Source organism: Arthrobacter ginsengisoli (assembly GCF_031456935.1).
Taxonomy (GTDB): Bacteria; Actinomycetota; Actinomycetes; order Actinomycetales; family Micrococcaceae; genus Arthrobacter; species Arthrobacter ginsengisoli.
Window position 1 is genome coordinate 1 of sequence record NZ_JAVDVQ010000036.1, and the last position, 23798, is coordinate 23798.

24 protein-coding genes and 1 pseudogene are annotated in these 23798 nt (G+C 64.0%); 11 read left to right on the forward strand and 14 right to left on the reverse strand.

Annotation, left to right across the window (positions count from 1 at the left end; translation table 11 throughout):
• Positions 1-88: 88 nt before the first annotated feature.
• The 5 genes from J2X01_RS22085 to J2X01_RS20730 all read right to left on the reverse strand — a co-directional run bounded on the left by J2X01_RS22085 (position 89) and on the right by J2X01_RS20730 (position 3519).
• Complete coding sequence (locus J2X01_RS22085) at positions 89-364, reverse strand: DUF6119 family protein (RefSeq protein ID WP_510183411.1); 276 nt, start codon at positions 362-364, stop codon at positions 89-91.
• Entirely contained in the window at positions 357-470 is a 114-nt protein-coding gene (locus J2X01_RS22145) for a hypothetical protein (protein WP_510183412.1), read from the reverse strand. The genes J2X01_RS22085 and J2X01_RS22145 overlap by 8 nt, the downstream gene beginning before the upstream one ends.
• Before the next feature lie 3 nt (positions 471-473).
• A complete protein-coding gene (locus J2X01_RS22090) occupies positions 474-662 on the reverse strand; it encodes a hypothetical protein (protein WP_374725007.1) in 189 nt (62 codons plus the stop codon).
• Positions 663-1070: 408 nt separating this feature from the next.
• Complete coding sequence (locus J2X01_RS20725; RefSeq protein WP_310062037.1) at positions 1071-2567, reverse strand: APC family permease; 1497 nt, start codon at positions 2565-2567, stop codon at positions 1071-1073.
• Positions 2568-3111: 544 nt separating this feature from the next.
• Complete coding sequence (locus tag J2X01_RS20730; RefSeq protein WP_310062040.1) at positions 3112-3519, reverse strand: cupin domain-containing protein; 408 nt, start codon at positions 3517-3519, stop codon at positions 3112-3114.
• A gap of 489 nt (positions 3520-4008) precedes the next feature.
• On the opposite strand from J2X01_RS20730, the gene J2X01_RS20735 reads away from it, so the two are divergent.
• From J2X01_RS20735 to J2X01_RS20745, 3 genes are all read left to right on the forward strand, one after another.
• On the forward strand, positions 4009-4389 hold the full coding sequence (locus J2X01_RS20735) for a cupin domain-containing protein (protein ID WP_310062043.1): 381 nt from the start codon (positions 4009-4011) through the stop codon (positions 4387-4389).
• Positions 4390-4460: 71 nt separating this feature from the next.
• The gene (locus tag J2X01_RS20740; RefSeq protein ID WP_310062045.1) at positions 4461-5858 is read left to right on the forward strand and encodes a trimethylamine monooxygenase; all 1398 of its coding nucleotides are present in this window, start codon (positions 4461-4463) and stop codon (positions 5856-5858) included.
• Between the two features lie 95 nt (positions 5859-5953).
• Positions 5954-6541 (forward strand): TetR/AcrR family transcriptional regulator, encoded by a 588-nt coding sequence (locus J2X01_RS20745; RefSeq protein ID WP_310062047.1) that lies wholly within the window; start codon positions 5954-5956, stop codon positions 6539-6541.
• Between the two features lie 502 nt (positions 6542-7043).
• Here J2X01_RS20745 and J2X01_RS20750 read toward each other — a convergent pair.
• Complete coding sequence (locus J2X01_RS20750) at positions 7044-8219, reverse strand: glutamate--cysteine ligase (protein WP_310062050.1); 1176 nt, start codon at positions 8217-8219, stop codon at positions 7044-7046.
• Positions 8220-8952: 733 nt separating this feature from the next.
• Between J2X01_RS20750 and J2X01_RS20755 the strand changes: the two genes are divergently transcribed.
• Entirely contained in the window at positions 8953-10158 is a 1206-nt protein-coding gene (locus J2X01_RS20755) for an IS110 family RNA-guided transposase (protein ID WP_310062052.1), read from the forward strand.
• A gap of 287 nt (positions 10159-10445) precedes the next feature.
• Here J2X01_RS20755 and J2X01_RS22095 read toward each other — a convergent pair whose 3' ends face one another.
• From J2X01_RS22095 to J2X01_RS20775, 4 genes and pseudogenes are all read right to left on the reverse strand, one after another.
• Positions 10446-10913 (reverse strand): MFS transporter, encoded by a 468-nt coding sequence (locus J2X01_RS22095; RefSeq protein ID WP_374725010.1) that lies wholly within the window; start codon positions 10911-10913, stop codon positions 10446-10448.
• A pseudogene (locus tag J2X01_RS22100) lies at positions 10908-11746 on the reverse strand (MFS transporter); the annotation flags it as partial. The gene J2X01_RS22095 and the pseudogene J2X01_RS22100, both read right to left, overlap by 6 nt.
• A 255-nt stretch (positions 11747-12001) precedes the next feature.
• Entirely contained in the window at positions 12002-12973 is a 972-nt protein-coding gene (locus J2X01_RS20770) for a PDR/VanB family oxidoreductase (RefSeq protein WP_310062059.1), read from the reverse strand.
• Positions 12974-13073: 100 nt separating this feature from the next.
• Positions 13074-13838 (reverse strand): IclR family transcriptional regulator, encoded by a 765-nt coding sequence (locus J2X01_RS20775; protein WP_310062063.1) that lies wholly within the window; start codon positions 13836-13838, stop codon positions 13074-13076.
• Positions 13839-13942: 104 nt separating this feature from the next.
• Here J2X01_RS20775 and J2X01_RS20780 point away from each other — a divergent pair, with 104 nt between their 5' ends.
• Positions 13943-15136 carry a relaxase gene (locus J2X01_RS20780; RefSeq protein WP_310062066.1) on the forward strand — a complete coding sequence of 398 codons (1194 nt, stop codon included), beginning with the start codon at positions 13943-13945 and terminating at the stop codon, positions 15134-15136.
• A gap of 225 nt (positions 15137-15361) precedes the next feature.
• Positions 15362-15769 carry a hypothetical protein gene (locus tag J2X01_RS20785; protein WP_310062069.1) on the forward strand — a complete coding sequence of 136 codons (408 nt, stop codon included), beginning with the start codon at positions 15362-15364 and terminating at the stop codon, positions 15767-15769.
• Between the two features lie 173 nt (positions 15770-15942).
• Here J2X01_RS20785 and J2X01_RS20790 read toward each other — a convergent pair whose 3' ends face one another.
• The 3 genes from J2X01_RS20790 to J2X01_RS20800 all read right to left on the reverse strand — a co-directional run bounded on the left by J2X01_RS20790 (position 15943) and on the right by J2X01_RS20800 (position 19147).
• Positions 15943-17103: an acyl-CoA dehydrogenase family protein gene (locus J2X01_RS20790; protein ID WP_310062071.1), complete on the reverse strand. Its 1161-nt coding sequence runs from the start codon at positions 17101-17103 to the stop codon at positions 15943-15945.
• Positions 17096-18301 (reverse strand): CaiB/BaiF CoA transferase family protein, encoded by a 1206-nt coding sequence (locus J2X01_RS20795; RefSeq protein WP_374725009.1) that lies wholly within the window; start codon positions 18299-18301, stop codon positions 17096-17098. The genes J2X01_RS20790 and J2X01_RS20795 overlap by 8 nt, the downstream gene beginning before the upstream one ends.
• A 117-nt stretch (positions 18302-18418) precedes the next feature.
• Positions 18419-19147, reverse strand: coding sequence for a GntR family transcriptional regulator (locus tag J2X01_RS20800; protein ID WP_310062073.1), 729 nt, complete (start codon positions 19145-19147; stop codon positions 18419-18421).
• A 64-nt stretch (positions 19148-19211) separates the two neighbouring features.
• On the opposite strand from J2X01_RS20800, the gene J2X01_RS20805 reads away from it, so the two are divergent.
• The 5 genes from J2X01_RS20805 to cofD all read left to right on the forward strand — a co-directional run bounded on the left by J2X01_RS20805 (position 19212) and on the right by cofD (position 23029).
• A complete protein-coding gene (locus J2X01_RS20805) occupies positions 19212-19490 on the forward strand; it encodes a helix-turn-helix domain-containing protein (RefSeq protein ID WP_310062076.1) in 279 nt (92 codons plus the stop codon).
• A gap of 536 nt (positions 19491-20026) precedes the next feature.
• On the forward strand, positions 20027-20377 hold the full coding sequence (locus J2X01_RS20810; RefSeq protein WP_310062079.1) for a hypothetical protein: 351 nt from the start codon (positions 20027-20029) through the stop codon (positions 20375-20377).
• A gap of 184 nt (positions 20378-20561) precedes the next feature.
• Positions 20562-20747: a DUF4913 domain-containing protein gene (locus J2X01_RS20815; RefSeq protein WP_310062098.1), complete on the forward strand. Its 186-nt coding sequence runs from the start codon at positions 20562-20564 to the stop codon at positions 20745-20747.
• Positions 20748-21155: 408 nt separating this feature from the next.
• Entirely contained in the window at positions 21156-22016 is an 861-nt protein-coding gene (gene cofE, locus J2X01_RS20820) for a coenzyme F420-0:L-glutamate ligase (protein ID WP_310062083.1), read from the forward strand.
• Positions 22013-23029, forward strand: a complete 1017-nt coding sequence (gene cofD, locus J2X01_RS20825; protein WP_310062087.1) for a 2-phospho-L-lactate transferase — start codon at positions 22013-22015, stop codon at positions 23027-23029. Before cofE ends, cofD begins: the two co-directional genes overlap by 4 nt.
• Here cofD and cofC read toward each other — a convergent pair.
• Positions 23026-23682 carry a 2-phospho-L-lactate guanylyltransferase gene (cofC, locus tag J2X01_RS20830; RefSeq protein WP_310062090.1) on the reverse strand — a complete coding sequence of 219 codons (657 nt, stop codon included), beginning with the start codon at positions 23680-23682 and terminating at the stop codon, positions 23026-23028. The two genes, cofD and cofC, sit on opposite strands and share 4 nt — an antisense overlap.
• Positions 23683-23798: the final 116 nt, after the last annotated feature.

Genomic DNA, 23798 nt, shown 5'->3' on the forward strand with positions numbered 1-23798 from the left:
CCTTGCCGCCGGCATCTGGCACAACTGGCGCATCAACGCACCCCGCAAGCGCTCACTCATCGCCTACGACCACTAAAACCAATAGGACTTAATCACCTAGGGCCTCAAGTTCTTTGAGTGCGGGTTTGGCTAGAACGGCCTCGATTGCCGCGAGGTCTGACAAGAGTCCTCTTGGATTCTGTGCAAGGGGCACGCTGAGGGCATCTGCTCCACGCAGTTTGAAAGACTTGCCGATGCTCAGTCCAGGAATCTCTGCTGTTGCCACGAGACGGGTCACGAGCTCGCCGAACCCCCCGATGCCAAAGCCACGCAGTTGAGCCCCGGATGGGATGGATGAGCGATCCACTTTGGCCCGGTCATCCATCGTCTTGCGTGTTTTCCGTATCGGCTACGCGGACCGCGATTCGCTGTCCGAATCCCGGATCGATGAACGCCTGGTCTAGTAGGAAGAAGCCCATGCCGTACGACAGCGCTCAGGTGACGCCATCCGCTGTTTTGATAAGCAGCACCGCCGCGGCCGTCGTGTTTCGGGCATTCACCTCGTCGTCGATGAGCTCACTAACGCTTCCGGCCCATTCGGCGCGCTCCGTTTCAACGTGTCCTTGGACGAGCAAGGCTGGGCGATCGCCAACGGCGCATTCCTGGACGTTGAATCCCTCCATGTCGAGGTACTTCGCACGGATAACGCTGCGAAATTCGGTTACGTCTGTGAGGCGGTAGAGCGTAGTCGGGGAGGAAGTCGGTCGGCGTCGGGCTGCCAAATGTTCGTCTGTTCTGTCGGTCTCCCTGTGCATTGCTGAACCGGCTTGGCCAACTTTAGCGCTCAGGAAGGTGAGCTGGAGTCCTGCCGCAGCACGCCTTCATCATTGCGAACGATTATCAATAACCGGGGTCTATTCCCTCAGTATTGGCTCAAGTTTCCGCCGTGGCTTGAAGGACTAGGTAGATATGCAGGTCAGGGGGCTTCTTCTGTCATTCGGCGCTCAGACTCGGTTCGCCCAGCCTGGCGCGGGAGCGCCGCCGTCGTAATTAATTACGACGACGGCGCTCCCGTCCTGCGCAGTCCGGTATCAGCTGGGGGATGGAACCTTTTCCAGGTCCTGGGCATCGTTGTCTGACTCGTTGCCCAAAGAGGCGGCAACGGCCGGTTCGTTGTTCCGGCGCCCCGATTCGCGCTGCGAATAGAACCAGATGGGGATGTAGAGCGAGAGGACGAGGAAGCCGAGCCAGGTTGATGTCCAGCCGATTTCCTGGCTGTTCAGGTAGACCACGCCGATCAGGCACAGCGGAAGATTGAACAGGCCGAAGGTCAGGGCGACGTTCTTCCAGCCCCTGGGTGCCTTGAAGGGCCGTTCCAGGGAGGCGAAGGCTGGGTGCTTCTTGGCCCTGACGTAGGCGAACAGGCTGATGCCGTTGGCGCAGGTGTAGCCGATGGCGGCGGCCGCAAGGATGGCGGAGAGGGATCCCATGGAAATCAGGACCATGTTGAAGGCCGCGGTGACGAGCAGGGCCACAAAGGGAGTCCCGTGGCGGTTCGTTTTGCCAAACACCTTGGGAAGGTTGCCTTCCGTGGTCATGGAGTGCAAGGCCCGGGACGAGCCCAGGTATGCCGTCTGGATGATCAGGACCATGGCAGCGATCAACATGATGATGGTGACGACTGAGCCGGCCTCCCCAAAGACGGCCTGGGCAACCGGAATCAGCGGCGATACAGGCTCCGCCATCACACCTTCCACGCCGAGCACGCCGATGACTGAAGCCTGCACCAGCACGTAGGAGAGGAAGCAGATAGCGCCGCAGGCAAACAGCGCTTTCGGGACATCCTTGGACGGGTTCTTGTACTCCGGAGCGTAAATGGCTGCCGTTTCCCAGCCACACGCGCTCCACTGGGCAATCGCAAAGATGCCAAAGAGGATCAGGATGTGGTGCATGTCCCAGGCCCAGTCGGCCGGCCACCAGTTGCCGGTGATGTTAGCGAAGTCCACGTGTCCGGTAGCAAAAGGCGCCACGGTCAGGATGACAAGGGGGATCAGGGATATGGCGGCCAGGATGTAGCCGAGGATGGCGCCGTCTTTGAGGCCGAACCAGTTGACGATAAACAGTCCGGTGAAGATCACCAGGCCGGAGATCAGTGAGAGCTGGTACTCCGTGAAGGTCTGGGCCAGGACCGGGAACAGCCCATGCAGGTAACCGCCCACCAGGATGGCAAAGATCGCCAGGACAGGGTTCCAGGCGAACCAGTAGCTCCAGGCGGAGAAGCCGCCGATCAGCTTTCCCTTGTCGTACTTGCCCTTGTAGTTCTCGGTACGGAACACGTGCTGGGCGAAGCCTGGCAGGCCGGACGCCTTGGGAAAGGTGGTGGCCAGCTCGGCATAGGCAGCGTTCTGGATGAACCCCTGGATGACCGACAAGGCCCAGATAAGGATTGCTGCGGCAGCCATGTACATCGGCAGGTAGCCCAGGGACGGCAGGATCAACAAGGGCACGCCCAAGGCAATTGCCAACCCCTGTTTCCAGTTGATCGACCTTTCCAGGTGACCGACACCGTTTGATAAATCTTTGCTCATAAGAGTCTCCTGAGGCGACCTGAGATCGCCCGTTCCTTTAGATTGAATTTGCTGGGATTTTGAATCTGTGTGGCTGTGCGAAACTCGGCCGGCCTTTTGATAAGGGTGCTTTGCAGGCAGGTTTTACCGCGTCATGCAGGCCTGTCCGCGCTGCTTCCGCAATATGTGGAGTCCGAAGCATGCTTTGCACACGGGGCGGCTGGTTGTTCGTATTTGCAAACCTTTAAGGCCCGGCTAAACCTGCAACAGGGATCGGCAGTGCAGGTATTGAGGCCGGTGAGAGTGAATTCAGGCGTGAATGTTCGCGCATTGACCCTGGGGCGGAAAGGTTCCGGAGCCTGTAGGGGGAGTGCTGAGATCATTTCTGCTTGTTCAAGATGTTTTCTTTGACAGAAATGGACGGCCGCTGATCAGCCTGGGAAACTTCCTGCCCGGCAGGATGAGGGGGACGCCTTCGCCGGCAGAGCCGCTCCGGACGGATGGGCGTGCCCGTCAAGGGATGGTGCCGGCGCCGCGTCTGGAGTGAGTGCGGAGGAATCTATCGCTAGATTTCGAAGTACCGGAAGGAGTGCGACTCCGCACCGTCGGGGTTGGGGCCGTAGACGGTAAACATCCGGGCGTAGACAGGCGCCCAGTACCGGCCAAGCTGTCCGGGGTTTACGCGTGCTGAGTCGCCGGGCCTCAGGATGACAATGGTGCCCTCCGACTCGATGTGGAGCTCGCCTTCCACTACGAAGTTCGTTTCTGAGTGGGGGTGGAAGTCTTCCCAGCCGCAGGCTTCCAGCTCCCACTCTGAGAGCCGGAAGTCCTCCCATCGGCCTATGGGATCCGCGTTTATAAACCTGCAGCGCAGTCGCGGCCATGCGTCCTTCATGACCTTCATGGACTTCGCTGACCAGAGGTCAATCGATTCCCCCGTCGTCAGTGACGTGGGCTGGGTGGCTATGGTCATAATCTTTCACCGTTCTTCAAATGGAAGCCTGCTTAGGGACTTTCGGTGAATCTAAAAACAGGTGCATCAACGTGATGTGGATCACGGATTTGAATACTTTGACATTGACAAGCGTCCCAGTCAAGGGTCCATGACGAGGGTTGTGGATTCTCCCGGCGGCCTTCACACCCGAGAGTCTGGTCTCAAAAAAGAATCACCCGAAATTTTTCCTGAACGATTGACTTGCACGGCCGTTCATGTGAAAGTCGGTGAACGAGCAAACGTGATTCACTTCACACCGCAGAGCTCAAAGAGGAGCTCAGCGGTCCAATGTGAATCATGAATGTCGGATTTACAGCCATTCCTCCCGGAGCCACAACCCGGTTTCAGAGGCCCCGTCAATGCAGTCCCTTATGCGCCATTCCCTATGCCTCTTCGAATGCCTTAATGGCCGTTTATGCCTTTATGAACAGTTCGAAGAAATCTTCACCTAATTCACAGGAGAACATCATGGAAACCACCCTCGTAGGAACACTGAGCAAGGCCGGATCCATCCACAAGGTAGAGAACGGCTTCCTCGGCCTGCCGTCGATGAACGAGCCGGGGACGGTCGCCGCGATCGGCGACTCCCTGCACAACCCTGAGGGCTCGGTCATGTGCGCCGGCTTCTTCGAGCTGAAGGCGTCCGAGCCGCTGGTGTACACGTACACCTACGACGAGATGAAGGTTGTCATCAAGGGCGAATTCATCCTCACGCACCAGACCACCGGCGAAGTCACGCACGCCAAGGAACGCGACGTGCTGTTCTTCCCCAAGGGCACCACCGTGAAGTTCGAAACCCCCGAGTACGGCCTGGGGTTCTTCGCCGGCGACCGCACCTTCAACCCGTAAGCACCGTCCAGCGCAACTTAATTCACAAAGCCACTCATCGGCGCCCATAAAAGTTGGAAGAGGAGAGCAGCATGACACTTCGAGTAGGAATCATCGGTGCAGGCCCCAGCGGCATGGCACAACTGCGGGCATTCGAATCAGCACGCCAAAAAGGGGCCGACATCCCCGACATCATGTGCTTTGAGAAGCAGGACGACTGGGGCGGGCAGTGGAACAACAGCTGGCGCATCGGGCTGGACGCCCACGGCGAACCGGTTCACTCCAGCATGTACCGCCACCTGTGGTCCAACGGGCCCAAGGAATGTCTGGAGTTCTCGGACTACTCCTTCGACGAGCACTTTGGCCGTCCTATTTCGTCCTTCCCGCCCCGCGAGGTTCTCTTCGACTACATCAAGGGCCGCGTGGAGAAGTCCGATGTCCGCAAGTACGTCCGCTTCAACAGCGTGGCGCGGCACACCAGCTACAACGAGGCCACCCAGGAATTCACGCTGACTGTGGAAGACCTCAAAACCAACAAAACTGAAACGCACGTGTTCGACAAACTGGTGGTTGCGACCGGACACTTCTCCGTCCCGTCAGTCCCGGAGTTCAAAGGCATCAAGACTTTCCCGGGTGAAGTGCTGCACGCCCATGATTTCCGCGGGGCGGAGCGGTTCTACGGCAAGAATCTGCTGATGATCGGCAGCAGCTATTCCGCTGAGGACATCGGCATGCAGTCCCACAAGATGGGCGCTGCCTCCATCACCCTCAGCTACCGCACAACCCCCATGGCCTATGACTGGCCGGCGAACACGGTGGAGCGCCCGCTCGTCACCCACTTCAGCGGCCCCACCGCACACTTCAGCGACGGCACCCAAGGCGACTTTGACGCCGTCGTACTTTGCACCGGATACCAGCACAAGTACCCGTACCTGCCCAGCGAACTCTCACTGAAGTCGCCGAACGTGCTGTACCCAGGCAACCTCTACAAAGGTGTGGTGTGGCAGCAGAACACCAACCTGTTCTACCTCGGTGCGCAGGACCAGTACTACACCTTCAACATGTTCGACGCGCAGGCCTGGTTTGCCCGCGACGTCATGACCGGTGTGATTGAACTGCCGTCCCTTGCCGAGCGCCAAAAGAACATCGATGCGTGGCTTGAACGCCAGGCCGCGCTGACCGACCACGATGCCGAGGCCGACTTCCAGACGGACTACCTGCGGGAGCTCATCGACGCCACGGACTACCCGCCCTTCGACCTGGACGCAGTGTGCCAGCTGTTCAAGGACTGGATGCACCACAAGGAAACGGACATCCTGGGGTACCGCGACATGCTGCACCGCTCCGTGGTCACCGGCACCATGGCCACCCGGCACCACACCCGCTGGCTCAACGCCATGGATGACTCCATGGACCGCTACCTGAACGGTCCTTCACAGGACGTGGACTCCGGCTCGCCTGCCGTGGGCGACATTTTGGCCGCCAGGTAACGGCACGCTTTGACGCCCCCGACCGTATCCTGGCTGTTGCTTCGACAGCCAGGATACGGTCTTAGGCATTAACACTGGAGGGTGGAGAGAGGTCTATGCGGGTATCCGCTTCGGAACGAAAAGAACAGCTGATTGCGGCCACGGTTGAACTTATGCGCCGTGAGGGCATTCAATCGGTGACCATGCGGGCCATCGCCAAGGAGGCCAACGCTCCGCTGGCAACCGCTCATTATTGTTTTAGCGACAAAGACGAGCTCATGGACAAGGCCGCCGAGGCCTGGCTGAAAAACCTGAGCCGCTTTTCCAGTGACGTCCCGGTTCACTTGGGTCTGCGCAAAGCCGTCGAGCAGGTAGCCGAGGGCTATTGGCGCGCTTTGGAGGAAGAACCGGCGAACATACTTGCCGAGATCGAACTCATTCTGTGGGCAACACGCAACGCCGCCGTCAGTCCGCTGGCTGCGAAGATCTACCCCGCCTACGAAGTGGAACTGGGAAACATCTTCTCCGCCGCTGCCCAAAACAGCGGCGAGGAGTGCCGCACAGGCTTCCCGACACTGGTGAGGCTCTTCCTGATGATTTACGACGGCGCCGCCATCCAATACATGACCGACCCGGAAGCAACAGACCACAGCACCCACTTCTTCATGATGATCGACGCGCTCCTGGTCAAAGCCGGCGTTTAGACCATCATGACGATCCTGGGACACAAGAGCGCGTCCACGTCCATGATCTACAGCAGGATCTCCGACCCCGAAGTACGGAGGCAGTATGAAGAAGCACTCGCCTCGGGAAACCGCATCGCGGGCCCCTGCGGAGTTACCCACCGTGCCACCTGGCGGTTCGTCAGGCAGGACACCATTTGCAGGGCGGTGCCATACACGCCGCCGCGCTGCTTCTCGGGTGCGTTGACGATGCCGACCGACCGCGTTGGAGGTTGGGATGAAGCCGTGGGCCTTGCGAATATCCACTCCCTCGTCGTCCGCCGGCCGGGTCAGCCAGATGTGGACCTGCGTGATCGGGCGGCCGTCGAGGGCGGCAACGAGCAGCAGGCGGGCAAGAATGTCCTGGCCGGCAGGGTCGAAGTGGACATCTGTCTTGGCGTCCGGGCCACGGGAGCCAGCGGCGAAGCGAGTGAGCGTCCGTCGAGCGCTGTCGCGGCTGTCCATCCATTTCCTGTCGGGTCAGTCAGCTTGTTTGCAGGCGCCGGGACGGGCGATGCGGGGCCGTGGCGGTCCCGTGGGTGTGTCCGATGGCCTCGAGCACCACGGCGGGCAGGCTCTGGGTGCTCATCATGATCTCGCGCTGCCGGCGTGATCCCGTCCCGGAGGCCAGGATCCGTGCCACTTCCACGGTCACTTGCTCCTCGTCCCCGCTGTCGGCCAGGGCTGGCCGGATATGGGAGAGGAGGACCTGGATCACTTCTCCGGCCGGGCATGGAGTGTTCAGCAGGGGGTGCAGGAGGGTGTCTTCGACTCCTGATTGACTTGCCTTCCACGCCGCGAGGCGCAGTTGTCCGGCGGACAGCCGGGGCGCAGAAATCCCGGCGCGCCATTCCTGGGCGGCCCGTTCAACGAGTGCCCGCACTATCGCGGCAATCGCGGCGGCGTGTGAGCCCTCCATGCAGACGTCGGCGATGCGCACCTCCACCGTGGGGTGGTTCCGGGAAAGGCGCGCGTCGAAGTACACCATGCCTTCATCGAGGAGAACGCCCGTTGTCAGCAGGGATTGCACGTACCGGTGGTATTCCCGTTCTGATCCGAACCTTTCGCAGGGCCCGGCGGTCGGCCAGCGGTTCCACGCCTGGTAGCGGAAGCTTGCGTATCCGGTGTCGGCACCCTGCCAGAAGGGGGAGTTCGCGCTCAGCGCCAGCAGCACGGGCAACCAGACCCGGATCCGGTCCAGGACTGCCACCCCTTCCTCACCGTCGGTGATACGGACATGAACATGGAAGCCGCAGGTGAGTTGCTCCCGGAGCGTCAACCCGAACCGCGTTGCGATGTTCAGGAAACGCGGCTGCGGTACGAGGGTAGGGGTGGCCGGGACGGGACTGGTGGCCACGGCGACCGCTCGTGCGCCCACCAAACGGGCTGCCTCGTCAGCAAGCCGCCGGCCCTCGCGGATGGCCGCAATCATTTCCTGCAGCGTGGAACAGGCAGGGCCAACCGCCTCGAGCTGCTCTTGCTGGACCTCCAAAGCCAACAATGAGCTTCCGCTGGTTTCAGGGGGCTGCGGAGCCTTGGCCAAGCACGCTTCCGCGGCAGGGACGGGCTGCCCCGTCGTGGCGTCGACGAGCAGGAATTCCTCCTCGACGCCGAACGTCCTTTGAGGCCTGCCGCCAGATCGGTTGGGTGGTCTCGTCATTGAAGAATTCAAAGCAGCTCCTAACACGAAGGCCTCCAGCCCTGCCACTGCAGGGCGGCTGCCAGTGAAGCTAACAGCCCTCCTCCACGAGCCATGATCACCGGCCCGCTCGTGCTGCTGATTTCCCCAGAATATCCCCGACAACAGCAAGCCGGAAGGAAAAGCCTACAAGACGGTCCTCCAGACGCTTGTGGTCCCATCGCCCGTACCTTCCGGGGAACGGTACGCGTACGCGTAACAGCGGGTCGGGGCAGTGATCCCTCCGCACGGGCAGCGGGTCCTGACAGAGGCAACGAACAGACTGAAAACCCATTTCCCGGGCCGTATGTACGGATCCTAGGGGAACACAGGGCAGAGCGAATGCTCGCAGGGCTCCCACCCGTTCGGTCGTCCGCTGGCGCGGCCGGCTGCTGGGGTCCAGTGCCGTCCGTCGCAGAGCTCCGGTCATCCCTGGCCCTGGCTTTACGTCTGTGACGTTTTTTGGTTGCTGTCCTTATGGTGTTGACGGGTGGTTCCGTGGCCGTTGTACGGTCGTGGCTACCCAGGGGAGGAGGGTATGGCTTTGGTTGCTGTGGCCGGACGATCCAGGTCGTGGCGGCTCCGTAGGATTGGCCGCCCGCCGCCCCGCGATGACCCGACCGCTGATTGAGAGACGCGACTTGAATCGCCGGATAAGGACACGACGGCGCGGTTATCTGCCGGGTTCCACCCCTCCGACAGACTGGAGGCTGTTTTGGTGCAGCTATGGGCCGGTATTGACGCCGGCAAAGCCCATCATCACTGCGTCGTGATCGACGCCGACGGAAACCGGCTGCTCTCCCAACGAGTCCCCAACGATGAACCAGCCCTGCTCCAACTCCTCGCCGGCGTGCTCGAACTTGCCGACGGGGACAAGGTGGTGTGGGCGACCGATCTAAACCATGGCGGACCGGCTCTGCTAATAGCCCTGCTCGTCGGTCACGGCCAGAACATCCTCTACATCCCCGGCCGGACAGTGCACCACGCCTCCAAGATTTACCGCGGCGACGGCAAGACAGACGCCAAAGACGCTGCCGTGATCGCCGATCAGGCCCGGATGCGGACTGACCTGCAACCGTTACGTGCAGGGGACGAGATCAGCACCGGGCTGCGGCTCCTGACCGCCCGGCGTGCCGATAAGTCCGCGGACAGGGTAAGAGCGATCAACCGTCTGCAGGCCCAACTGCTGGAATACTTCCCCGCACTTGAACGGGCCTTCGACTACAGCCGTTCCAAAGCCGCACTGTTGCTGCTGACCAAACACCGCACTCCGGACGGGATCCGCCGCGCCAGCCAGGCCAGGATCCACGCTTGGCTGAAGAAGCACGGCGCCCGTTCCTCTACCGCAGTTGCCGCAGCTGCCGTAGAGGCGGCGAAATCCCAGCACACCATCGTTCCCGCCCAGCACATGGGGGAGGGGATCGCCGCCGCACTCGCCCGGGAAATCCTGACCCTGGACGAGGAACTCGCCAACCTCGATGCGCTGATCAGCGAGAAAGTAACCGAACACCAGCACACCGAGGTGCTGTTGAGCATGCCAGGGTTCGGCCCAGTTCTTGCCGCCGAGTTCCTTGGCGCCACCGGCGGTGACCTCACGGTCTTCCAGTCCGCCGACCGGTTCGCAGGCGTCGTCGGACTGGCACCGGCCCCCAGGGACTCCGGGAGAATCAGCGGCAATCATCACCGGCCCAGACGCTATGACCGAAGGCTCCTCCGGGTCTTCTACCTCTCCGGGCTCTCCGCCCTGAAGTCCTGTCCCTCCTCGCGCGGCTATTACGACCGCAAACGTGCGGAAGGGAAATCCCACATCCAAGCAATGCTGTCGCTTGCACGACGACGGCTCAATGTCCTCTGGCCCATGCTCCGTGACGGCACCACCTACAACCCACCCTCCGCAGCCACAACAACTATGGCCGCCTGACGTCCGGCGGACTGCGGGCATCGAGGGGTTGGCTATCCGGCCGGTGGGGGAACCTTTACCGGACGGAAACAGCCATCTCAGTAGTCGTTGCGAAGAAGACTCGTCGGCTTTCATGGAAGGCCAAGCGAGGCGCAGGCGTAACATCCGACGCTGCTGCTTACCCTTCTCTTTGCCTGTGGGTCACCTGTCGCTTGCGGACTACCAAGAGCCGGAACGGAATGTAGACGGGCGGCAACTACGCCTTCTCGGTTCCGGCCTTCAGGCACCGCATGGCTGGTTGTGCTCACCTAGTGGATCTCGGCCAGAGCAGGTTCCACGGTCGGCTTCCGGGCGTTCAGGGACCAGACGGCGGCCATGGCCAGGGCCGACACGATCAGGGGAACGCCAAAGAGCATGAAGACCGTTTCGGCCTTCCAGCCCGCGGCCAGCAGGTAGCCGACGACAATCGGGGAGATGATCGAGACAAGCCGTCCGATGCCGATCATCCAACCGATCCCGGTCCCGCGGAGCGCTGGCGGGAAGAGAGCCGGCGTTGTGGCGTAGAACCCGGCGACGTTCGCCGATGTGACAACGCCGAGAACGGCGCCGATGATGATGGCCATGGACGTCTGGTTGAAGGCCATGCCGAACACCACGTAAACAAGCGCCGAGACCGCCAGAGATCCGATCAGCAGGTGGCGGCTGCGCAGGAACATTGCCAGGATGCTGAAGATGAAGCAGCCGATGATGCCGCCGAAGTTCACGATCAGACCCATCGTTACGCCCAGGGAGTCATCTCCGGAGGCCGTGGCGATCAGTTTCGGGGTCCACGTGCTGGCGAAGTAATAGGCGGCGATCACCAGACCGTATCCGGCCCAGAGCAGCACCGTCTGCACGGCCATACGTCCGGTCAGCAGGTCTTTTATTCCCCTGTGCGCCTGTTGGTCCTTCGTGAGCTCAGGCAGCTCTGACAGGAGGGGCCGCCGCATTTGTTCCAGGACGGTGTTCACCCTGGTCAAGGCGCCCCCGGGGCGTTTGGTGAGAAGGTAGTCCAGGGATTCGGGGAGGAAACGCCACGCCACGGCGAGCATCAGGATGCTCGCTGCTGCGCCGACCACGAACACTGACCGCCAGCCGAATTGCGGGATCAGCGGTCCCGCGATGAAGCCGCCAAGTGTTGCGCCGATGGCAAATCCCGCAGTGTACAGCCCGAAGATGCTCCCCTTCGTTTGTCGGATGAGTATTCAGAGACGACGACGTTCAGGTTGGCGATCATGCCTCCGATTCCCAGACCGGCAAGCACCCGGAACGCCATCAGCTGCACAACGTCGGCGGCAAAGACCGACAAGACCATGCCGGCGCTGACAAGGACCAGCGCGACCAGCATCATCCGGCGCCTGCCGATCTTGTCCGAGAACGGTGTCAGGAACAGCGATCCGGCGGCCATCCCTACGAGCCCGGAGCTGAGAAGGAATCCGAGCGTGACCGGGTCCAGGCTCCAGTCCCGGGACAATGAAGGGGCTGCGTAGGCGGCGACGGCGACGTCCATGCCGTCGATCAGCATCAGGCAGATGGCTACGGCGACGGCCCGGATCTGGAGCCGGCTCATCGGTGCTTCTCGGACTTCCGGCTGCGGACTGGAAGGTTTGCCAGTCGGTCAGGGCGGCGTGCACTTCCTCGTGACGGACCATCGCGTAGACGTCGTATTTCTCCAGATAGACCACAGGGCCGGCGGCGCGAAGGTCAGCCTGGAACGGCAGCGGATCCTCAAGAACGTCGTAGCTGAAGGGGTCAACGTCGCTGACGGGTGTGTTGGAGGTGGACATTTGGACGGTCATCGGGGGTCCTTCCGCAGGAAGCCGGGTTAGAGGTCAAGAACGAGGCGGTCACTGCAGGAGCGTGAGACGCAGGGAAACATGCAGTGTCCGGCAGCCCGGTCGGCGTCGCCGAGAAGGGAGTCGCGGTGGTCCGGTTCTCCGGCCAGGACAGTGACCTCGCAGGTTCCGCAGGTGCCCTCCCGGCAGGACGTCAGGACGTGGACTCCGGCGTTGTGGAGTGCGTCGAGGATGCTCAGGTCCGGGGAAACGGTCACGGACAGCCCGGCCCTGGCGAGCTCCACTTCGAAAGCCGTGTCCCGCGCCGGGGCGCCCTGGGCTTTGGCGGCGAAGTGTTCCAGGCGCAGGAGCCCGACCGGCCAGTCTGCGCAGTGGCGTTCGACGGCGGTGAGCATCCGCTGCGGGCCGCAGACGTAGACCTTGGTGTCCGCGGCGTCGCCGCCGCTGAACTCCTCGAGCCGGCACGGCCCGGATTCGTCCTTGGGCATGACCGAGACCCGGTCGCCGTAGGCGGACAGCTCATCAAGAAACGCCATGGTGGCCCGTGACCGGCCCAGATACAGCAGCTTCCAGTCCGCGCCGAGCATGTCTGCCTGCTGGAGCATGGGCAGCATGGGCGTGATGCCGATGCCGCCGGCGATGAACAGGTACTTTTCGGACGGCACGAGGGGGAAATTGTTCCGCGGCCCGCCCAGGGCAATCATGGTGCCCTCGGTGAGCTGTTCGTGGATGTACGCGGAGCCGCCGCGCCCTTCCGTCTCGTGCAGGACAGCGATGCGGTAGCTGTGGGCATCCCACCGGTCCCCGCAGAGTGAATACTGGCGGCTGATGCCGGAAGGCAGGACCACATCGACATGCGATCCGGGGGTCCAGTCAGGCAGCCTGCGCCCGTCAGGGCGGGCGAGCGTCAGGGCCACCACGTCGTTTGAGGCCCTGGTCTTCGCAGTCACGGTCAGCTTGATCTGTGACGCGTCGGCTGCGGAATTCTTTCCGGTGAACATCTCGGCTCCTTTGCTCGCGTTGCTCTCCTCCAAGGTTCGCCTTCAGGGGTTGCCCCTCACTACGGGACTCTCAATGATTGAGAGTGAAATGTGGCGCAGGTCACCTGGGCGGCGGTGCCGGATACTCCATGGCCCGGGAAACGGCCGCGGACGCGGCCTGAAGTGCGGCGATCCGGGAGCGCGCGCTGGCATCGTTGGGCACGACAGCCGCCAGGGCGGCAACGACCTTCCCGGCAGGGTCCCGGACCGGCACGGCGACCCCGGCGGCATCGGGGTGGATGTGGCCGGCGAGGAACGCGTACCCCTGTCGGCGCACCTCCGCGAGGGCAGTCCTCAACTGCAAGGGGCTGCTGATGGTCTGATCGGTGAACACTTCCAGGGGCCCGGCGATGATCCGCTCCTGTTGCGCCGGCGGAGCGTACGCCAGCAGAAGCAACCCGGAGGAGGAGGCATGCAGAGGCAGCCGGCCCGCAACGCGGGTGTAGTTGATGACGGCCCCGGGCGCGGTCAGTCGCTCCACGAAGAGGACCTCGTCACCTTCCATGACTCCCAACTGGGTGTGCTGGCGGACGATGGTGTGCAGGTCTTCCATGACCGGCATGGCAGCTTCCCGCAGGCTCAGGGTCGGTGAGGCCCGGGAGACCACCTCCCACATCCGGACCCCGATCCGCACCTTTCGGTCCTCGTCGCGTTCCAGCCAGCCCAAACTGCTCAGTTCCTCCAACAGGCGCGATGCGGTGGCGATATGGAGCCCGGACCGGCGGGCAATTTCGGTGACGGTCAGGGCGGCATCGCCGGGTCCGAAGGCTTCTACAATGCGGACGGCTCGGGAGAGCACCGACTCTCCCCCTTGGGTGCGGGGCATGTTCTATAGCTTCCGTGATTGGCGAGGACGTGTCGAGCCGCGCCCTCCGGGATGGCAGCCTGTTGCTGACGCTGGCAAGCTGTTGGTGAGGATCCGTTCCCAACGTGTCATTGCTGGAACGGGAAATTGACATCCACATCGCCGTGTCCCTGATCCGTGAAGACGGCACCAAAGCATCCACCCACGGCGACTACAAAAAAGCACAGCAGACCTGCCGGGCCCTGGAGACCAAATACGGACTCGAAGAACTCTCCTCCATCCACTCCTCCCGCGGCTACGACCGGGCAGAGAAAGCCACCGCAGTCCGGGACGAAAGGGAGATGCACCGTGCCTCCCTGGCCCGCAAGGTGCGCGCCAGCGCCAGCGCATCCGGGTCTGAGGCGGAGTTCGTCCGCCGCACCCGCGACACCGGCCTGCTCGTCCGCCCCCTGTACGCGAAGAACACCACCGACGTCGTGGTCGGCTACTCCGTGGCCGAACGCCCGACGCGCGGAGAACGGCCCATCTGGTTCGGCGGCGGCACCCTCGCAACCGACCTGAAACTCGGAGCCCTCCGGCAGGAATGGACCGACTCACCGCAGTCCGCCGCCGTGGCCGCGGGGGAGTGGAACGCCGCCGCGAGGAACCGGCGCAAGGTCATCACCACCGGCCCGGAGCACGCCACTCCCGGGCCTCAGGTCTGGGCCGAGTACACGCGCAACGCCACCGCACTCGTGGAGCGGCTGCGCGCCCTGCCGAAGGACGATCACGCGACCTGGGCGAGGGCCGCCCGCGACGCCTCCGGTGCGTTCGCGGCCTGGTCCCACCGCCTCGAAGCCGTCCCCGGCCCGCTGGCCGCGACCGCGGCTGAGCTGTCCCGGACGGCCCAGCTGCGCGCACCGAGGGACCACGGCGAGCCGGTGCCGCTGCCCTCCATCGCGGGGACCGCGATGCTGTTCATGGCCGCGGCCAGCATGGACAAAACCGCGGCGCAGACCGCGCTGATGGTGCAGCTGATCAACACCGCCTTTGCCGTGTACGAAATGCACCACGAGGCCGGCCGCATGCGGGAGGCCCAGCGCATCCGCGCCGTGGTCACGCAGCAGCTGGCACCGTTCACCGCGACCATGCCCACACCCGTCCTGATCGGCGCCGGCGAGAGCCAATCAGTAAGTGCCGGTGTTGCTCAGACGGCGGCCGACATTGGACGCCGGGGCATGGCCCCGGCCCGCCCCGGCTCCGTCGTGCCGTCCACGTCCGAAAGGGCCAGGATGCAGCAGCGCTCCGGCCCCGAGGCCGGTCCGGTCCTGGACCGCTAAGACCTGCACGAGATCAGAACAACGACGAGGGGGAGTACCGATCATGATTGAAGCAGACGGCATTGACGAGGTAGTGGACGGCGGTCTCAGGCAGTCCCTGATGGCAGCCGCACGGATCGCTGAAACCCTGGTCCGGATGCGGCAGGAATCCCTGCGCCAGCGCGAGCAGCAGGACCCCCAACCGCACACGAAGCGCAGGTCCGCGCGGCCGCCGAGCGCGCCGCCGTGCAGGGGGTCCTGGCCCCGGTCCACAAGGACCAGTGGTGGGACCATGCGCAGCCGAACGACATCGCCCAGGTCCATACCCTGGCCGTGGGGTGGAAAGACCACGACCCGGCCGCCCTCGCGGCGTCGGAACGGGTCCAGTCCGAAGTCCAGAACCGCTACGGCATCGACACCCGGGACGTCGGCACGGACGCCGCGTACCTCGAATCCGGCATCGAAACGATCAGCGCCGAACAGGCACGCCGCGAAGCTGTAGCCGAACACCGGAAGGGCATGGCACTCAGGGGGAGTGGGCCCTTGATGTTCGTGTGGGCTTTTCTGTCAGATTTGCTTCTGAGATTGCCCAGCATGAGTGTGCAGGAATCGAATTTTGGACCATATTCCGACGATGTTTGCAGGACTTCCTGACATCAAGGTGGGGTGTACCTCAGGCTCACGGGAAGGCTGAGGGGCGCTTTTCAAACTACAGTCAGTGGCGGAATAGAGTTCCGGCAGCACCTCTTAGTGCTACCGTCGTGCCCTGGTTAAAGGTCGGTGGATCCAACGTTCTACTGGGTGTGTCACGGCGGGTGGCGGAGGGGCTAGCGGAAGGCGGGGATGCCGGTGAGTTTGTTGCCGAGGATGAGGGTGTGGACCTCGTCAGTGCCTTCGTAGGTGCGCACGGATTCGAGGTTATTTGCGTGGCGCAGTGGTGAGTAGTCCAGGGTGATGCCGTTGCCGCCGAGGATCGTGCGGGCCTCCCGGGCGATCTTGATGGCCTCGCGGCAGTTGTTCAGTTTGCCGACCGAGATCTGCTCTATCTGCAGCGTGCCGGCGTCCTTCTTGCGGCCCAGGTGCAGGGCGAGCAGGAAGCCCTTGTTGATCTCCAGGGCCATGTCCACCAGTTTCTGTTGGGTCAGCTGGTATCCGGCCAGCGGTTTGTCGAACTGCATGCGTCCCTTGGAGTAGTCCAGGGCGGCCTCGAACGCGTCGCGGGCGGCGCCCATGGCGCCCCAGATGATCCCGTAGCGGGCCTCGTTCAGGCAGGAGAAGGGGCCCTTGAGCCCGGTGACGTTCGGCAGCACCGCGCTGCCGGGCAGGCGCACGTCGGTCAGGTCGATGTCGCACTGGATGGAGGCGCGCATCGACAGCTTCGGTTCGATCGGGGTGGCGGTGAATCCTGGGGTGGAGGTGGGCACCACGAAGCCGCGGACTCCCTCGTCGGTCTGGGCCCAGATGACGGCGACATGCGCCACGGAGGCCAGGCCGATCCAGCGCTTGGCGCCGTTGAGGACCCAGTCACTGCCGTCGCGGCGGGCAAAGGTCGTCATGCCGCCCGGATCGGACCCCGCGGTGGGCTCGGTCAGGCCGAAGCAACCGATCGCCTCGCCTTTGGCCATCGCCGGGAGCCACTGCTGTTTCTGCTCCTCGGAGCCGTGCTTGAAGATCGCGCTCATGGCCAGTGAGCCCTGCACCGAGACGAAGGTGCGCAGTCCCGAGTCCCCGGCCTCCAGTTCCGCGCCGGCCAGGCCGTAGTCCACGGCGGACCGGCCGGCGCAGCCGTAGCCCTTCAAATGCATGCCGAGCAGGCCCAGCTTGGCCAGTTCCGGAACAATCTCGAGCGGGAAGACGGCCTTCTCGTACCAGGCTGCGATGTTCGGCTTGATCTCACTGTCCACGAAGGACCGCACGGAATCGCGCAGCGCACGCTCGTCGGCGGTGAGCAGGGAATCAATATCAATTAGGTCGCTGATATCAGACACTTAGGGGCCTTTCACGGTGGTCGAGAATTCGGGGAGCGAAGGTGCTGCCCTGGTGCTCGCCCAGGGTCGGGGGAACCTGCCGGTAGGCAGGTGCGGTTCCGGAGAGCCGGATCGGGTTGGTCAGCTGCCGGGATTCTCGGCCGGTGGCAGGGTCGGTGAGGACGATGGATGGCTCCAGCCCCAGGCTGCCGGCCAGGTCCAGAGCCTCGCCGATGCTGTTGACCTTGCCCGCGGGAACCCCGGTGGCCAACAATTTTCGTTGCCACACGGCTGCGGTGCCGGCTTCCAGCGCACCTTCAAGGATGGTGCGCAGTTCCGTCCGGAACGCCACGCGGCGTTCGTTGGTGCGGAACCGGGAATCCTCCGCCAGGCCCTGGAGCCCCAGGACCCCGGCCAGTGCCACGAACTGCCGGTCGTTGCCGACCGCGACGGCGAGGGTGCCGCCGCCGGTGCGGAAGGTCTCATAGGGTGCGATGCTGGGGTGGGCATTGCCCAGCCGGGCGGGGGATGTCCCGGTCGCCAGCGTGGCGGTGCCCTGGTTGACCAGGGCTGCCAGCAGCGAGGAGAGCAGGTTGACCTGCACCTGCTGGCCGGTGCCGGTGGCATCGCGCACCCGCAGGGCCATCAGGATGCCCGTCAGGGCGTTCTGGCCGGTGAGCACGTCGACCAGGGCGACCCCGGCCTTGCTGGGTTCCGCCTCCAGGGAGCCGGTGATGCTCATCAGCCCGCCGAGCGCCTGGACCAGCAGATCATAGCCGGGCAGGTCCGCCCCAGCCCCGGCACCGAAGCCCGAGATCGAGCAGTAGACGATGTCTGGTCGGTCCGCGGCGAGGCTCGGATAGTCGAGCCCGAATTTCGCCATGACGCCGGGGCGGAAATTTTCGACCACGACGTCGCAGCCGGCCACAAGAGTCCGGGCACAGGCCAGCCCTTCGTCGGTCTTGAGGTCTGAGACCACTGATTTTTTATTGCGGTTGACGCTGGCGAAGTAGGTCCCGGTGCCGTCCGCGGCCACGGGCGGCATCCAGGCCCGGGTATCGTCCCCGGCGGGGCTTTCGATCTTAATGACCTCGGCACCGTAATCGGCCAGCATCATCGTGCACAGCGGCCCGGCAAGGACCCGGGAGAAATCCGCGACCCGGATCCCGGCGAGCGGCTGCGGCAGAGCGCCCGTCCTGCCCTGCGATGTGGATGCCACGGTGCACCCTTCCACTAGTTGTATGTTGCATGCAACTGTAGGAGAAGGGGTCTCTCTTGTAAAGAGCCGTTCCGTTGCCCCGCCCGGATCCGGGCCGCCGACCCGTCCTCTTGGGCGTCAGCCAGAGAATCTGGTCAGTTGCTCCAGCTTGGCTAAATACACGTCGGCGGACAGTCCCGGCGTATTTGCGCACACGCCGGCGATCAGCAGCCGCGCGGTCCGGGTGACATGTTCGCGCACGGCCCCGGCGGCCGCCTGCGGGTCCCGCCGCTCTAGTGCCTGAAGGATGTCGCGGCGGTCATCGGCGAGATCCTGGCTGCTCCGGACCGACGGGATGGTCACGAGCCCGTGCGCGAGCACGAGATTGCGCAGTTCGCCGTCCAGGGCCGTGAGCCGGGGGTTGTCCGCCAGTCCCAGCAGAAACAGGTGGAAGTCCTTGTCTGCCTGGAGGGTGCCGGGGCCGTCATCGCCGGCGGCCGCAGCCAGGATGCGCCGGTGCAGCACGCGGAAATGCCCCAGGTCATCCTCGGTGACAACCTCGGCGGCCCGGGCCGCGGCGGGAGGCTCGAGAATGATCCGGATCTGGAAGATCTCCACGATCTCATTCAGCGAAATCTGCAGCACCCGGACACCGCGGTTTTTCTCGATCCGGACGATGCCCTCCTTCTCGAGCAACTGCAGCGCCTCCCGCACCGGCGTCCGCGACACCCCGAGCCTCTCGGCCAGTCCGATCGCCGAATAGTGCTCCCCGGGACCCATCTCGCCGGAGGTGATGGCGGCCCGCAGCATGTCCGTGACCTGTGCTGTCAATGACACCCCGGGCGTCAGCTGTTGCATGCTACTCATGCCGATATTCTACGGGGCGCCGGCAGGCGGACCCCTGGCCCCGGCGCCGCGATACCGTAGGACCATGGAAAAGGGCGCCCTCAGGACCGGACATACGAATGCGGCGACCCCGAACGCGCCCGGCAGCGGCCAAACCGGCTTCCGCTCGGCCGTCGCGGGAACCGCGGTGCGCCTGTATGCAGCGAAGGGCTTCGAGGCCACCAGCGTGGAGGACATCGCACGGGGAGCCGGAATCTCGCGCAGCACCTTTTTCCGGCATTTCCGGTCCAAGGAGGACGTGGTCTTCGCCGATCACGATGAACTGGTCGAACAGGCGGAGACATTCCTGGCCGGCGGACGTTAGCCCCGTTCTGTCCTTTGATGAAGCGTCGGAACACCGTCGTCTCAAGTAGCGAGGATCCATCGTGTCGCTGTCGGTATCTTCGAGCATTCTGTCGGTCAGTCGACTTCGCCAACCCGGGTCAAGGTCCAGCTCGTAGGTGTCTGCGGTGACCTCAACTTGGTCCGGAAGGAACCGTACGGCAAGCTCCTGGGCCACGCAGCTGGGCGGAGTCCAGCCGGCTGCCAGTTTCATCCTCATGTCAGCGGCCACCACCAGGAAACGCTGGGCAAAGAGTCCGTTGTACTTTTCCGCATACTGCATTGGCAGACCCGAGAGAATCCAGGTCCCGGCGACGTCCCTTACGTGTGATCCGTCTTTTTCCATGCAGCACATGGGCGTCCTGGAATAGCTGATCGATGAGAATGACGGAGCATGTCAGAAGGCGGGCGCGGCTCAGACTCCGCCGGCGGTCCTCTGCCGGAATATCGGTCATCCAGTCAGCGTTTCGGAATCCACGCCCACTAGGAACGGCGGCTGGGGGTGGGGGAGTGAAGGGCATGGAGACCCTGGGGCAGATGTCCGGCGTCCGGGTTGTCGGCAGCAACGACGACCCCCCTGGCTGGCCGGGATCCCAAACCATCGGCACTTACCAGCGTGCCGTCCCGCTCCAAGATCAAGGAACGGCTCCCCAGCGCCAGCGTCGAGGACCTGGCCAACCTGCCCAATTCACCGCCGTCCTCAGCACCTCCATCACCCCCGCGGCTCTGATCCAGCTCACGCCCTGGCGCCAGAACCCCGCCCTGAAGAAGACCATCCTCGCCGGACAGGCGGCAGCCGTTCAGATGGCTGCAAGGCCCGTGCTGCGGGCAGCGGCCGCCGCAGAACCGGTCAAGGTAATCCCGGCATGACCGGCACCCGGCAGTCCCACAATGAGGAAGAGGACGGCCCCGCCGAGCAGGAGCTGACCGAGAACTTCATGGCCTGGGTCGAGGCGTTCGTCCACGACATAGAATCCATACCGGACGAGGACAACTCAGGTACGGGTGCCCGCAGTGGTGGAACCACCCCGAAGCCGTCACCCGGCTCAGGGCCATCCATGAGGAAGACATCAGGGCCGACGACGAAACCACCCTCTCGGGCTGGTTCGTCTACCACTGGGACGCACACTCCAGAACGCTTTTCGCCCCCACCGGCCCCTTCGAGTTCTGCCGGTCACCATTTCCACGAACGCGCGGGAACGTATACGCCGCGTCTGGGGACAGAATTCATCCCTCCTGATCGGGCACCTTGATCCATACGACACCCGGTCACCAGTCCTGATGTTCGCGGGTTAGGCCGAAGGGCACTGCATCGCTGGGTGCAACGGTCAGGAATCGAAACGGTGCCGCGTGACAATAATGCCCCGACGGCGTTCGCGCCTTGCTTGGGCCCTGGCAACGTCCATGGCTTCGTCGAGTCGGCGGTCCATGCCGCAGAACAACTCCCCCGTACGTACTGCGAGCCGAAAACGCCCTCATGCCCACAGGCTCGCCCATCCCTGGAGGACGGCTGTAGTGCGGATTCCAGGGCGCAGATGCCGAAGATGAGCGGGCTAAGGCTTCGACACGATCAGAACGAACAACTCTAACGGTTACAGGAAGACGCTACTCTTGGGAAAATAGCGGACTGCGTCTGACGGGATTTGGGATGAATCAAAGTAAGTTGGCTGGCTTTGGAGCGCGCGAGGCGGAAGAGCCGCCACAGCAGTTTACCGTCGTCGGGATCGGTGGACTTGGTGAGATTGCCGCCGGCGATGACCTACTGATGCTGGTGGGGAACGCCATCGAAGATGAGATTTCCACTGGCGATATCCTCGTGGTGACCAGCAAAATAGTTTCAAAGGCCGAAGGACGTTCTCTGAAGGCAGACAGCCGTGAGGATGCCATTACGGCTGAAACAGTGCGGCTGGTCGCCAGCAAACCACACCCCGGCGGTGTGACCCGAATTGTCCAAAACAAGTTGGGACTGGTGCTCGCCGCCGCGGGCGTCGATGCGAGCAATACCCCTGACGGCACGGTGCTACTCCTGCCGGAGGACCCAGATGCGTCTGCCCGGGCGCTGTGCATCGGGTTGCGCCAGCGGTTCGGTTTCGACCTAGGGGTGATCATCACCGACACACTGGGCCGCCCCTGGCGCTTGGGGCAGACCGATCTGGCTATCGGCGCCGCGGGAATGGCTGTCACCCATGATTTGCGCGGAACACGGGACGATTTCGACAGGCCCATGGACGTCACAATTACCGCGGTAGCGGATGAAATAGCCGGTGCAGCTAATCTGGTGCTGGGTAAGACCTCGCGCCGGCCCGTCGCAGTGGTCCACGGCATGGACCATCTGGTTCGGCCCCTGGAGGAGCCCGGGGCGCGGACTCTGATTCGCCCTGTGGAAGATGACTTGTTCCGGCTCGGATCGGCAGAAGCCCGTCTGGAAGGATTCCATGAGGGCTTCGCGGCAGGACAAAGGTCAACCGTTGAATCCGCAGTTATCGCAGAGGGCAGTGCCCCCGCATGAGAATAACGGTGCTGGCAGGTGGCGTGGGCGGGGCGCGTTTCCTGCGGGGGCTGCGCCACCATCTGCGTCAGGTGATGCCGGATGGCGCCGGCGGAACAACGGCCGAGATCACCGCTGTAGTCAACACGGGCGATGACATGTGGCTGACGGGCCTGCGGGTCTGCCCGGATCTGGACTCGGTGATGTATGCCCTCGCGGGCGTCAACGACGAATCGCGGGGCTGGGGCCGGGCCGGTGAAACGGAACGCGTCAGCGCCGAGTTGACCGCCTATGGCGTTGGCTGGCCTTGGTTCACCCTCGGTGATCTGGACCTTGGCACCCACATAACCCGCTCGCATCTGCTACGCGCCGGACTGCCGTTAAGCCAGGTCACCCGACAATTGGCCTCACGCTGGGACCTGGGCGTGGAGCTGCTGCCCATGAGCGATGAGGAAGTTGAAACCCATGTGGCGCTGGACGGTTCCACAGCCGATGCGCCGCAGGAAATTGTGCACTTCGAGGAATGGTGGGTCCGGCACCGCGCCCAGCGGCCTGCCCGGGAGTTCATCCAGGCCGGGCTCGCGGGAGCGGCCCCGGCGCCGGGTGTGTTGGCGGCTATTGCGGGCGCCGATGCCGTCATCTTGGCCCCGTCCAATCCGGTGGTGTCCATCGGCACAATTATGAATGTGCCGGGCATCCGGGAGGCACTCCGGGCGACGCCAGCCCCGGTCGTGGGGATCTCGCCGATTATTTCCGGAGCTGCCGTCCGGGGCATGGCGGACGCCTGTCTGGCCGCCATCGGCGTCAGGACCAGCGCCGATGCCGTGGCCCTGCACTATGGTGCGCGTCCCGCCGGCGGGATCCTGGACACATGGCTGATAGACAGCACGGATGCTGGGCTGTCCGATCTTATCGCCCGTTCGGGGGTCCGGCCGGTTGTTGTTCCGCTGTGGATGAACGACATCCAGACCAGCGCGGATCTTGCCGCAGCGGCCCTGGGCGCTGCTTCGGCACTGGCAACGGCAGCGTCCTAGGCCGCCGGCAGCATCCTCCAAGCCCGCAGGGCCGTACGGGTATGGCGGCCCAGGCCCAGCTCCATGGCCACGGCGAGGTCAGCCAGCGTGTCCACGTCACGGCGTAGTGTGGAGGCCGGGCTCAGATCGAGGGTCCTCAGGCCGGCGGCGCGATGTCCGGCATGGGAACTCGGGCCGAACTGCGGTTCCGGCTCGGTGCCTGGACCGGCGGTCAGCATGGTCGTTCCGCTGCTGGCGGCGTCGGGCACCACCGCCGTCCGGTACCGGCCGGCGAGCCGCAGGGCAGCTGTAACATCTGCGCTGGCCAGCGCCGGCAGATCGGCCATCAGCACAGCACGCCACCGCAGGGGATGGGCGGCGCGGATTTGCCGGAGTCCTTGGCGGATGGCGCTGTTCAGCCCGGACCCCCCGGTCTCGGCAATCACGCTCGCCCCCAGCCCGGCGAACAACACCTGGGCCTCCGGGTCCCCCGTGATGACGCTGACCTCCGCCACGACGCTGCTGGCAAGGGCGGCCGTGACGGCATCGCAGGCAAAGGCCAGCGCCAGCTCACGGCGCCGTGCGCCGTGAGCGTCGTCCGGGAACAGGCGGGTCTTGGAGGCGGTGGTTCCGCGGACGGGCATCAGGACATGCCAGGCGGCTTCTTTGATCATGGGTTAGGTCCGGTCATGACGGGCCACCGTCGGCCTCCGCGGTCAGCACCCGCAGGGACTTCCCGGTGGCGCCGTAGCCCTGGTCCGCGTATTGGCGGGCGGTGGCCAGACGTTCC